At 49.5% G+C, this 11,611-nt stretch carries 11 protein-coding genes; 6 read left to right on the forward strand and 5 right to left on the reverse strand.

Annotation, left to right across the window (positions count from 1 at the left end; translation table 11 throughout):
• Nucleotides 1-411: 411 nt before the first annotated feature.
• Genes KJY73_RS15340 through KJY73_RS15350 form a run of 3 tightly spaced genes read left to right on the forward strand, consistent with a single transcriptional unit; the run spans nucleotide 412 to nucleotide 3,599 of the window.
• Nucleotides 412-669, forward strand: a complete 258-nt coding sequence (locus tag KJY73_RS15340; protein ID WP_206596017.1) for an OadG family protein — start codon at nucleotides 412-414, stop codon at nucleotides 667-669.
• A gap of 12 nt (nucleotides 670-681) precedes the next feature.
• The gene (gene oadA / locus KJY73_RS15345) at nucleotides 682-2,463 is read left to right on the forward strand and encodes a sodium-extruding oxaloacetate decarboxylase subunit alpha (RefSeq protein ID WP_214344558.1); all 1,782 of its coding nucleotides are present in this window, start codon (nucleotides 682-684) and stop codon (nucleotides 2,461-2,463) included.
• Between the two features lie 5 nt (nucleotides 2,464-2,468).
• Complete coding sequence (locus KJY73_RS15350) at nucleotides 2,469-3,599, forward strand: sodium ion-translocating decarboxylase subunit beta (protein ID WP_206596010.1); 1,131 nt, start codon at nucleotides 2,469-2,471, stop codon at nucleotides 3,597-3,599.
• Nucleotides 3,600-3,715: 116 nt separating this feature from the next.
• On the opposite strand, the gene KJY73_RS15355 is transcribed toward KJY73_RS15350, so the two are convergent.
• Complete coding sequence (locus KJY73_RS15355; protein WP_206596009.1) at nucleotides 3,716-3,889, reverse strand: hypothetical protein; 174 nt, start codon at nucleotides 3,887-3,889, stop codon at nucleotides 3,716-3,718.
• Nucleotides 3,890-4,053: 164 nt separating this feature from the next.
• On the opposite strand from KJY73_RS15355, the gene dapE reads away from it, so the two are divergent.
• Entirely contained in the window at nucleotides 4,054-5,223 is a 1,170-nt protein-coding gene (gene dapE, locus KJY73_RS15360; RefSeq protein ID WP_214344559.1) for a succinyl-diaminopimelate desuccinylase, read from the forward strand.
• 42 nt (nucleotides 5,224-5,265) lie between these two features.
• Here dapE and KJY73_RS15365 read toward each other — a convergent pair whose 3' ends face one another.
• The 4 genes from KJY73_RS15365 to rpsT form a co-directional block, all read right to left on the reverse strand.
• Nucleotides 5,266-6,987, reverse strand: a complete 1,722-nt coding sequence (locus tag KJY73_RS15365; protein ID WP_214344560.1) for a GNAT family N-acyltransferase — start codon at nucleotides 6,985-6,987, stop codon at nucleotides 5,266-5,268.
• A gap of 106 nt (nucleotides 6,988-7,093) precedes the next feature.
• Entirely contained in the window at nucleotides 7,094-7,888 is a 795-nt protein-coding gene (locus KJY73_RS15370; RefSeq protein WP_214344561.1) for a UDP-2,3-diacylglucosamine diphosphatase, read from the reverse strand.
• 112 nt (nucleotides 7,889-8,000) lie between these two features.
• Nucleotides 8,001-8,309 carry a hypothetical protein gene (locus tag KJY73_RS15375; RefSeq protein ID WP_206596005.1) on the reverse strand — a complete coding sequence of 103 codons (309 nt, stop codon included), beginning with the start codon at nucleotides 8,307-8,309 and terminating at the stop codon, nucleotides 8,001-8,003.
• 201 nt (nucleotides 8,310-8,510) lie between these two features.
• The gene (gene rpsT, locus KJY73_RS15380; RefSeq protein ID WP_188688529.1) at nucleotides 8,511-8,774 is read right to left on the reverse strand and encodes a 30S ribosomal protein S20; all 264 of its coding nucleotides are present in this window, start codon (nucleotides 8,772-8,774) and stop codon (nucleotides 8,511-8,513) included.
• A 187-nt stretch (nucleotides 8,775-8,961) separates the two neighbouring features.
• Between rpsT and murJ the strand changes: the two genes are divergently transcribed.
• Entirely contained in the window at nucleotides 8,962-10,545 is a 1,584-nt protein-coding gene (murJ, locus tag KJY73_RS15385) for a murein biosynthesis integral membrane protein MurJ (protein WP_214344562.1), read from the forward strand.
• A gap of 71 nt (nucleotides 10,546-10,616) precedes the next feature.
• On the forward strand, nucleotides 10,617-11,540 hold the full coding sequence (ribF, locus tag KJY73_RS15390) for a bifunctional riboflavin kinase/FAD synthetase (protein ID WP_214344563.1): 924 nt from the start codon (nucleotides 10,617-10,619) through the stop codon (nucleotides 11,538-11,540).
• Nucleotides 11,541-11,611: the final 71 nt, after the last annotated feature.

Consider the following 11,611-nt stretch of genomic DNA (forward strand, 5'->3'; position numbering starts at 1 on the left):
GGCCCAAAGGGCGTAGGCAGGATTGCCCGGCGTAATCCTTCCAAGTCGTTGCGCGGCCCCATAATCTGCCAGTAGAAATACCGAAGCCCTTCCATCGTGCCTATCTGTATTCTCCTTACCCTTCTGGCGCGCCTGTAAGCTTGCTGTCATCTAACCCCTGATATTCTTGCTTTATCAGAATTACAGTTGCCGCTCTTAAGGGGTAGGCCCATATCCAGCGTTTAAGGTCTCGCTAATAATCACTATAAGCATAGAACCCCTTTTGGCTGGTTTTTAAGCTTCAAATGATTAAATATGCTGAATATCTGAATAAATAGTGATTTCTTATAGCATTTTGACCGGTTGGTTTGGTTGTTTTTTGATGATCCCCATGATACTTATCTGCACTCTTTAAATCAGGGATACCACAGAATGAATGCTGAAGTTCAACAGCTACTGCTTGATGCCGGCCTATTACTATTGGTTGGAATGGCGGTAGTGTTTCTGTTCTTGTCCTTGCTGATTGGCGCTGTGAGTCTGATCAGCAAAGTATGCCGTCGTTTCCCCGAGGCTGTATCTCATGTTACGACGGCGGCTACACCAAGAAAGCCTACTGTCGCAGCCGGAATCTCAGCGGCTGAAGTGGCGGCAATCAGTGCTGCTATCCATCAACATCGCAATTCAAAATAAGCCGGAGCCCCCATGTCTAAACCCCTTGCCATTACAGAACTTGTCCTGCGCGATGGTCATCAATCCTTGCTGGCCACCCGTATGCGCTTGGAAGATATGCTACCGATAGCACAGAAGCTGGATAAGGTTGGCTATTGGTCCATGGAATCCTGGGGCGGTGCGACTTTTGATGCCTGCATCCGCTATTTGGGAGAAGATCCCTGGCATCGTATTCGTGAATTAAAGAAGGCGATGCCTAATACTCCGCAGCAAATGTTGCTGCGCGGTCAAAATCTGTTGGGTTACCGTCATTACGCCGATGATGTGGTGCGCAAATTTGTTGAGCGGGCGCACACTAACGGCGTAGATGTATTCCGTATCTTCGATGCTATGAATGATATGCGTAATCTGAATACTGCAGTGAAAGCCGCTATTGAAGTGGGAGCACATGCGCAGGGGACCATTTCCTACACGGTCAGCCCTGTGCATAACCTGGAATTGTGGCTGACGATGGCGCGTGAGCTGGAAGATATGGGCGTGCATTCTATTTGCATCAAGGACATGGCTGGCCTGTTGAAACCTTATGAATGTGAGGAGCTGGTCACCCGTCTTAAAGAAACGGTTGCCGTCCCTATTGCCATGCAGTGCCATGCCACGACAGGTCTTAGTACTGCCACCTATCAAAAGGCGATTGATGCCGGCATTGATATGCTGGACACCTCCATTTCATCCATGAGCATGACTTATGGTCACTCTGCTACCGAGACTATGGTGTCTATCGTTGAGGGAACAGAGAGAGACACCGGTTTAGATTTGGTGTTGTTGGAAGAAATAGCCGCCTACTTCCGTGAAGTGAGGAAGAAATATGCCAAGTTTGAAGGCAGCTTGCGCGGTGTAGATTCGCGTATTTTGATTGCTCAGGTGCCGGGGGGCATGTTGACCAATATGGAAAACCAACTTCGCGAGCAAGGCGCTGAAGATAAGCTTGATGATGTGCTGCGTGAAATTCCATTGGTACGTGAAGATTTGGGCTTTATTCCGTTAGTAACGCCGACTTCACAGATTGTGGGTAGCCAGGCGGTACTAAATGTATTGACCGGTGAGCGCTATAAGAGCATCACCAAAGAGACTGCCGCTGTACTTAAAGGTGAGTATGGTGCGACCGCGGCACCAGTCAATGCACAGCTGCAAGCCCGTGTGTTAAATGGTGGAGAAGCGGTGACCTGTCGTCCAGCCGATCTGATTGAAGATGAAATGGATAAACTGTCTGTCGAACTGAAGGACATTGCTAAACAAAAAGGGCTGCAACTTGCCAAAGAGCAAGTAGATGACGTGCTGACTTATGCATTGTTCCCTCAGATTGGCTTGAAATTCCTGGAAAATCGCAATAACCCTGCGGCATTTGAGCCAGCGCCTGGCACGGAAGTGTTGAGTGCACCGACAACTACACCTACCACAGCTAAAACCACTGTAGGACCTGCCACTTACTCAGTACGCGTTGACGGTAAGGTTTATCAGGTTGAAGTGGCTGAAAGTGGTGAGTTGACAGACATTAAAGCCGGCAGTGAGGAGAAAGTGCCGCAAACTGCTTCTGTTCAAGGTGGGGAAACCCTGAATGCGCCCCTGGCCGGCAATATTGTTAAGTTATTGGTGAAGCCTGGTCAGCAGGTTGCCAAAGGGGATGTGGTACTGATTATGGAAGCCATGAAAATGGAAACCGAAGTGCGCGCTGCTCATGATGGAACAGTGACTGAGCTGTTGGTGAGTGATGGTGATGCAGTTCAGTCCGGTCAACCGCTGATGATGCTGGGATAAGCCGTATGGAGAAGTTGACCATTTTGTGGCAATCCACCGCCCTGGCGAACTTTCAGGGTGGGCAGTTGATCATGATGGCAGTAGGACTACTGTTGCTGTATCTGGCCATTGTGCGTAAGTATGAACCTTTGCTGTTGTTGCCGATTGGATTTGGCGCCATTCTGACCAATATTCCCTTGGCCGGCTTCAGCGAGCCTGGTGGGTTGCTGTACTACATTTATGAGGTGGGTATTGAGTCTGGTGTGTTTCCACTGCTGATCTTTATGGGCGTGGGCGCAATGACAGATTTCGGTGCACTGATTGCTAACCCTCGCATGCTGTGGTTGGGCGCGGCTGCGCAGTTTGGCATCTTTGCTACCTTGTTCGGCGCTATTTTGCTGAATCTCATCCCTGGCTTTGATTTTAGTCTGAAGGATGCTTCCGCCATTGCGATTATCGGCGGAGCCGATGGGCCTACAGCAATCTTCCTTGCCTCCAAGCTAGCGCCTGAGTTGCTCGGTGCTATCGCAGTGGCAGCTTATTCCTATATGGCGTTGGTTCCCATTATTCAACCGCCGATTATGAAGGCGCTGACGACCCAGGCTGAGCGTGAAATTCAGATGGAGCAACTGCGCACGGTGTCTAAGCGAGAGAAGATTATCTTCCCTCTGGCGGTACTGTTATTGACTATCTTGTTTCTACCAACGGCTACACCCTTGGTGGGCATGTTCTGCCTGGGTAATCTGATGCGCGAATGCGGGGTGGTGGAGCGTTTAAGTAAAACGGCTCAGAATGAGCTTATCAACATCGTTACTATCTTTCTTGGCTTGGCGGTGGGTTCCAAACTTTCCGCGGATAAATTCTTAACGCTGGAAACCTTGGGTATATTGGGACTAGGTGCGCTGGCCTTTTCTATCGGAACCGCTGCTGGTGTGCTAATGGCGAAACTCCTTAACCGTATGAGCGGTGGCAAGGTTAACCCGTTAATTGGCGCTGCTGGCGTGTCTGCGGTGCCCATGGCGGCCAGGGTTGTGAACAAGGTCGGTCTGGAAGCGAATCCCCACAACTTCCTGTTGATGCATGCCATGGGGCCGAATGTGGCCGGTGTTCTTGGCTCGGCAGTGGCAGCAGGTATTTTGCTGGCCTTAGTTGGCTAAAGCCTAGTCTGAATTATGAACCTGTAAGGCCGTTTGTCAGACAGCAAACGGCCTTTTTTATTCAGTACTAAGTCGCGTCTGTGATGCGAATCAGGTCGATTAAGGATACGAGAAAACTACAGATGGGTTAGCCACAGCAGCAGGGTATAGAAGCCACCGATAACGGCAGAGAAGATCAGAATATACTTAAACCCCTGTTTGCCTTGAGACACGGTATAGCCGTTGTGACGCAGATACAGATACCAAATCAAACATAGAATTGCGGGGATCAAAAATAACAGTCGCAGCAACGGGCTCTCCTTTGGCTTGCCGACATTAACGCTTTGATTCTATTCCACTCATCAACATTGGCAAGGGCTAAGTGTTAGTCCTGTCATCGGCTTGTCTTATCTTTGCCATCCCATTGTCATCTATGGCGTTTGTAATAAATACAAAAGCCAGTGGATATTTTCTTATGACCATAAAAGCTTTGTCCCCGGCCCATCAGGTATTCCGTTCTGTTGCCTATGGCCAGGAGCTGATTCGTCGGCCTTCTATCACTCCATCAGACCAAGGTTGCCAATTGTGGTTGGCTGAAAAACTGAATGCCCTTGGGTTCCACTGTCAGCATATCAATGTGCATGGCGTCAGCAATCTGGTTGCCATATTGGGGCAGGGAGAGAGAACCTTGGCCTTTGCTGGCCATACGGATGTTGTGCCCCCGGGGCCTATAGACAAATGGCAGGTAGACCCATTCAGCGCGCAGATTGTTGATAGTGAAATGATTGGGCGGGGTGCCGCCGATATGAAAACCGGTATTGCCGCCATGCTCGCGGCTACCGAGCGCTTTCTGTCATCAGGCAAAGCTGTTAATCAGCGCTTTGTGTGGTTGATTACCAGTGATGAAGAGGGCGAAGCCGAGTATGGCTCCAAGGTATTGAGTGCTTATCTGCAAGAACAAGGTATTCATCTGGATTACTGTTTGGTGGGAGAGCCAACTGCCTCTCATCATACGGGGGACACTATTAAAATTGGACGACGCGGGGCGATTTCGGCACGCCTCCACGTGCGAGGAAAACAAGGGCATGTGGCCTATCCGCAGTATGCGGACAACGCAATCCACAAAATGGGCAGGGTGCTTACTGCGTTAAATGGCATAGTCTGGGATTCGGGGAGCGACGACTTTCCTGGCAGCAGTTTGCAGATAACCCATATTGATTCGGGGGCCTTTACAGACAATATTGTACCTGCTCAGTGCAGCTTGTGTTTTAACATTCGCTATAGTCATCGCTATGACCTTCAACGCTTGCAGCGGTTACTGAATGACACCTTAAAGTCTGTGACAACTGACTATGAACTGGAATGGGAACGCCCTTGTGAGCCCTATTTTACTGAGCAGGGAATAGCTAACAGTCTTATTTATGAGGTTGAGCAGGCGATTTTCCACAACACAGGTAAGTTTCCCTTACTGTCTACATCGGGGGGAACTTCTGACGGTCGCTTTTTTGCAGGAGAAGGCACTCAGGTGATTGAGTTAGGTGTGCCAAACCGAACCATACATCAGGTCAATGAACGCGTACATGTCGCTGATTTGATTGCGCTTGAGGATATTTATGCGGAGATATTGGAGCGTCTACTTGCTTAGCATAAATTCAAGCAACGCTTGTGAGAACAGAAAAAAAGCCGCTTAAGCGGCGTTTTCTTTTGTGGTACTTGCCATATAACGGGCGCGTTTGTTGGCTTTTAGCTTGGTAATGTCGACTAACACCAGTCCATCCACACAGTCATTAAAGTCGGGGTCCACGCCGAAGCTTAGGAATTTCACCCCTTCAGGTTCACAGACTTCAGTGTACTGTTTGTAGAGAGTAGGGATGGCAGCGCCCATATTGGCCAGTAAGTGTTTAAGCTGGACAAAATCTGCTTTGTAATCATCGCCTCGAAAAGCGTCCTTGAGATCCTGCGGGATCAGATAAGGGCGATTGGAACGGGCAATTCCCACTTCTCCGCCAAAATAAAGTTGGTAGAAATACACCAATAAGTCTTTGGCTGCGGCTGGCAGGCTGCCGCTGATACTAACCGGCCCAAACAGATAGCGATATTGCGGATGGCGAAGCAGGAAAGCGCCAATGCCGTACCAGAGGTAGTCAAGGCTGCGTTTTCCCCAGTATTTGGGCTGCACAAAGCTGCGGCCAAGCTCCAGACCTTGCTCAAAATATTTATCCATGTCCTGGCCGTAGTCGAACAGGCTGGCGGAGTATAAACCGGGTGAATGCTCTGCCGAGGTCAGGTGTTTTGCGTCTCCAAAACGATAAGCACCTACAATTTCCAGCTCATCTTTGTCCCATAACACCAGGTGATAGTAATGGCTGTCATATTGATCAATGTCCCGGCGTTTATTGCTGCCTTCTCCTACCGCTCTGAACGCCACTTCACGTAGCCGGCCAATTTCACGCAAGATGGGGGAGCTGCCGTTGTAGCGATACAGGTAGATGTCTTTGCCATCAGCGGTGGTGCCTAAGAGTTCGCATTCCTTGCGCATCGCTTTGGTCAGTTCACGGCGATCTTCTGGCAGTGCAATGGCTTTTTGAGTGGGGAAAATACCTTCTTTGTCGAGGCCAATACGATACAGGTGTTTCTTGAACAGTTTGACCTGCTGGCGCATGGAAATCTTCTGGCCCTGATAAGAGCCAAAGGGGATCATCTCACCAACTCGCATGGGGAGGTGTTTTTGTCGCTGTTTAAACATCTCTGCTACCAAAAACAAGGTAGCGAGAGGCTTATAGAGCATGGACACGCCATAAAACAGTGGGGAGTTTTTACCATCGATAAAAATCGGTAATACCGGCGCTTTGGCACTGGCAGCAATACGCAAAAAACCACTGCGCCAGCGGGTATCTCGGACGCCCTGAGGACGTAAACGAGACACTTCGCCGGCAGGGAAAATCACCACTACGCCTTCATCTGCCAGATGGCGTTGAATATTCGCCAGGCATTCTTTTGCCGTGCCACCATTCATATTGTTTACCGGCAGTAGCATGGGGTGCAGTGGCTCTACCGCCATCAGCATCTCATTGGCGACGATTTTAATGTCTTTACGCACTTCACTGACCAGCTTTACCAGCGCCAAGCCATCTAGTGTACCTATGGGGTGGTTGGCAATGATAACCAGTCTGCCCTGGGTAGGGATACGCTCTTTCTCGCTGTCACGTACTGAATAGCTAAAATTGAAATATTCCAGAACCTGTTCAACAAATTCCAGCCCCTGTAAATAGGGATAGTCACGGGCAAACTCTTGGAATTCTCGCTCGTGTAGCAGGCGTCTTAGTACAAACTTGGCAGAATTGAAAACCAGGGGGTTGGTTGATAGTTTGGGATAGTGTTTTTGTAGGACTTCATCAACAGTGAACATAGGCTATATCTCGGCCAATTAGTTGAACCGAGTTTAGGAGCCCACAATGACGATTTTGTGAGCTTTTTGTTGCGGTTTAATGACGGCGTATCGCCACGACCTCAGGTCAGGCGGCACGCCTGGCATTCGCCTTGCGGGGTAAAGGCTGAACCTGATTTTGAATTTGTGTCCAATACACCAGACTCAGTCTGCCTTGCTCGTCCTCGGTGAGGGCGGAACAGTTCTCTATCCAATCTCCGGTATTACAATACAAAATATCCTGTCTGCGGGTAATTTCAGGATGATGGATATGGCCACACACCAGACCATCCATGCCCATTTCTTTCGCAGTTCTGCAGCCAATATCACGGTAGCGCCCTATGGCTTCATTGGCGCCTTTAACCTTGCTTTTAATGTAGCCAGCGAGTGACCAGTAAGGCTGCCCTAACCAGCCGCGGGCATGGTTGTACCACCGGTTGATAAAGAGCAGCAAGTCGTATGCTTTATCGCCTATCCATGCATGGAATTTGCCGAAGCACACTTCCTGATCAAACTGGTCGCCATGCAGCAGCAACAATTTCTTGCCGTCCGCGGTGGTATGAATGTATTGGCGATGAATTTCTACCTCGCCGAATACCATGCCGTCATATTTCTGTGCTGGCTCATCATGGTTGCCGGGCAGATAGATAACTTTAGTACCTTCGCTGGCCAGAGAAATGAGTCTGTGGAACAACTGATTATGGGCTTTGGGCCACATAAATTGTTTGCTCATCGCCCACATATCGACGATGTCGCCGACCAGATAGAGGGTATCTATGCGGCTATGACGAAGGAAATCCAGCAGGTATTCGGCTTTACAATCTTTATAGCCAAGATGGATGTCAGACAACCAAACGGTACGGTAGTGGCGTTTCTCTGTCATAGTGGAGCCTGCGTTACTGCGACTTTTAGGCCAAGACTAGGAACAACCTCTTACAGAAAGGTGACGTTAATTTGAAAAAGTGATGACAATTACATCAATAAGGCGGGGGGAGTTACAGCAAATGGCGGATAACGGCGCTCAGTCCCTGAGTTTCAATCACCCTGTAGTGTTGGCACATTTCACCATGCTCAAAACGATGACATACATGCAGATTGTTGGTGGCTTTGTCTACTTTAACAAAGCTGGCGTGGGCATCCAGCAACTGCCCAGCTTCTCCAAAACCTCGCCAGTAAATGCCCTTTGAGACAATATTGGAACGCTCGTAAGTGATCAGCTGTGGCATAGGTATAATAGTGGCTGCCAGCAGAAACAAAATGCAGAATGTCACGGACAGCAAAGTGACTTGTTGTGCTTTGTTCATCTGAAACTCACGATGCCCTGTTAATTAAACAACGGCAAGTTTGAAGAGCGGTCGATTCTAGCAAAGGGGAGAGGGGCTGTCTTGATATGCCTCAAGCGAATAACCTGTTTCCGTGTAAGAATTTGTAAACGACAAAAAAAGCGCCATCAGGCGCTTTTTTGAATAAATCCTGGAGAAACCAGGATTTTAGAAACGGGCGTATCAGGCCAAAGCGTTGATCTTAGCAACCAGACGGCTCTTATGACGGGCAGCCTTGTTTTTGTGGATCAAGCCTTTGGTAGCCATACGGTCCAGAACTGGAACCGCAGCAGCGAAAGCGGTCTCAGCAGCAGCTTTGTCGCCGGTAGCGATAGCAGCAAGCACTTTTTTGATGCTGGTACGCGTCATGGAGCGACGGCTGGCGTTGTGCTGGCGACGTTTTTCGGCCTGGATAGCACGTTTCTTAGCAGACTTGATGTTAGCCAAGGTGAAACTCCCAAAAGATTCTTGTCAAATTTAAGGGTGCGGATTATTCCCATTATTAGCGCAGTTGTCAAATGCTTTTGGCGCTTTATTGGGCAACAGCGGCACAGCATTTTGTCTGGGTATTTGTGTTTTTCTTAGCGCGTAGAATCCCTCATAATAGAGCGCTGTTTTTTGCCTGGGGGCGCATGTGTCGGTTAAGTTGCTGAAATCCGGATTGATTGTCAGTTTTATGACGTTGGTATCCAGAGTACTTGGATTGGTCAGGGATATGGTGGTGGCCAATCTGATGGGCGCAGGCGCTGCGGCAGACGTGTTTTTCTTTGCTAACAAAATTCCCAATTTCCTGCGTCGGCTATTTGCCGAAGGGGCATTTGCTCAGGCATTTGTGCCGGTGCTCAGTGAAGTGCATGCCCAGGGTGACCAGCAAAAGCTTAAACTATTTTTAGCGCGCACGGCAGGTACGCTAGGTACCTTGGTGCTGGTGGTTACTTTATTGGGGGTGATTGGTTCTCCCGTGTTAGCTGCACTATTTGGCACAGGGTGGTTTCTGGATTATTGGCAGGGCGGCGAGAATGGGGCCAAATTTGAACTGGCCGCCTTGATGCTGAAAATTACCTTTCCTTATTTGTTCTTTATCACCCTGACAGGACTGGCTGGTGCGATTCTCAACACCCTGAATAAGTTTGCGGTGGCGGCTTTTACGCCTGTGCTGCTTAATGTTTGTATTATCGCGTGCGCCTTGTACTTATCTCCACAGCTTGAAGAGCCAGCGATTGGGTTGGCATGGGGGGTGTTTTTCGGTGGCGTGGTGCAGCTCGCATTTCAATTACCTTTTTTATTACGCACTGGACTGATGTCAAAGCCCAAGTGGGGATGGCAAGACCCCAATGTGACTAAAGTTCGCAAGTTGATGATACCCGCATTATTCGGTGTGTCGGTCAGTCAGATTAACCTATTGCTGGATACCTTGATTGCTAGTTTTCTGGTCACAGGCTCCATCAGTTGGCTCTACTACTCTGACCGTTTGTTGGAATTCCCGCTTGGCCTCTTTGGCATTGCTATCGCAACGGTCATTTTGCCGACTTTGTCGCGAAATCATGTCAGTGCCGACAGCAATCAATTTAAAGCCAATATGGATTGGGCGGTACGTATGGTTTGCCTGCTGGGGATTCCTGCGGCGGCGGGGCTAATTGTGCTGGCGGAGCCGTTGCTGAGCGTGTTGTTTGTGCGCGGCGAATTCGATGCCTCTGATGCGCGTATGGCCTCATACAGTTTGATGGCATATGGATCGGGCCTGTTGAGTTTCATGTTGGTCAAAGTGTTAGCGCCCGGTTTTTTCTCCCGCCAGGACACCAAAACGCCCGTACGTTATGGCATTTGGGCCATGGCAGCGAATATGCTGTTTAACATTATTCTGGCCATTCCTTTTGGCTATGTGGGTTTGGCTATTGCTACCGCCATGTCAGCCAGTTTGAATGCGGGTTTGCTTTATCAAAAGTTACACCGTAGTGGGGTGTATCAGATGGAAACAGATACACTATGGTTTTTGCTAAAAGTACTTAGCGCGACACTGGGCATGGTCGCTCTGCTTATTTGGTTAAAGCCAGATGCTAATACCTGGTATGGTTTATCGGTCAGCGGCCAGATTAGTCAACTTGTGATAATGATTGGAGGCGGGGTAGTCTGCTTGCTGGTGCTGGCTGTGCTACTAGGGCTAAGACCGGCCGATTTAAATAAATCACACCGATCACAGCTTGACACTGGGCTTTAATTAAGCCGACAGTCGGTTATAATCCCGTGATTTTTGCACGGGCGAAAGCCGCAACCAACAAGGGGTAGCTGGTGGAATTGATTCGTGGCCTGCATAACATCCGCGACAAACATAAAGGATGTGTGCTGACCATTGGCAAGTTTGACGGTGTGCATTTAGGCCATCAAGCGGTGCTGCGTAGCCTGATCGAGAAGGCCAGAGCCATGCAATTGCCCGCAACCGTGATGGTGTTTGAGCCTCAGCCTGAAGAAGTATTCAGTCCTGATCACGCGCCGGCCAGAATCAGTCGTCTGCGAGACAAGTACGAACAATTGCGCTTACTGGGTGTCGACCGGTTACTATGCATTCGCTTTGACCGTGCATTTTCAGAAATGTCGGCCTGTTATTTTGTCGAAGAACTGTTGGTCAGACAGTTAGGTATTCGGTTTCTTGTGGTTGGCGATGATTTTCGCTTTGGTAAGGCGCGTTCGGGTGATTTTACCATGCTGCAAGAAGAAGGGCGCCGCTGTGGCTTTGATGTGGTCAGTACTCGTAGCTTTCGCCTGGAGGATTGCCGTATCAGTTCGACCGAAGTGCGAAGCGCCCTGGCGCTGTCTGAATTTAGCCGAGCCGAGGCGATGCTGGGCAGGCCATTTAGCATCTCAGGTAAAGTGGTGCATGGTGATAAGAAAGGCCGCACCTTGGGTTTTCCTACCGCTAACGTATTGCTAAATAGGTGCAAAGCACCCTTGGCCGGTGTGTTTGCCGTGCGAGTGAATCTTAACGGACAAACATACGATGGGGTGGCTAACATCGGCAACAGACCCACGGTGAATGGCCAGCGTAGCCAACTTGAAGTGCATGTGTTCGAGTTTACCGGTGCGCTATACGGGAAGCGTATCGAAGTTGTGCCGGTAGCAAAGATCCGGAACGAAATGAAATTTGCCTCGTTAGAGGCGTTGCAACAACAAATCAGGCAGGATGCCGACAAGGCCAGGGAATTACTCTTGGCTTAAGGGCGACTTGCCCCAAACGGCGTAATGCCAACAGCGCGATGCGCCTGTTCTTATAGTGGAATTGAGGATCG

Origin of the sequence: Bowmanella yangjiangensis (genome assembly GCF_018531185.1) — a bacterium.
Taxonomy (GTDB): domain Bacteria; phylum Pseudomonadota; class Gammaproteobacteria; order Enterobacterales; family Alteromonadaceae; genus Bowmanella; species Bowmanella yangjiangensis.

Bases quoted from the DNA above. Each gene is read 5' to 3' on its own strand.
- KJY73_RS15340 (WP_206596017.1), top strand. From the start codon at position 412: ATGAATGCTGAAGTTCAACAGCTACTGCTTGATGCCGGCCTATTACTA.
- oadA (WP_214344558.1), top strand. From the start codon at position 682: ATGTCTAAACCCCTTGCCATTACAGAACTTGTCCTGCGCGATGGTCAT.
- KJY73_RS15350 (WP_206596010.1), top strand. From the start codon at position 2,469: ATGGAGAAGTTGACCATTTTGTGGCAATCCACCGCCCTGGCGAACTTT.
- dapE (WP_214344559.1), top strand. From the start codon at position 4,054: ATGACCATAAAAGCTTTGTCCCCGGCCCATCAGGTATTCCGTTCTGTT.
- KJY73_RS15365 (WP_214344560.1), bottom strand. From the start codon at position 6,987: ATGTTCACTGTTGATGAAGTCCTACAAAAACACTATCCCAAACTATCA.
- KJY73_RS15370 (WP_214344561.1), bottom strand. From the start codon at position 7,888: ATGACAGAGAAACGCCACTACCGTACCGTTTGGTTGTCTGACATCCAT.
- KJY73_RS15375 (WP_206596005.1), bottom strand. From the start codon at position 8,309: ATGAACAAAGCACAACAAGTCACTTTGCTGTCCGTGACATTCTGCATT.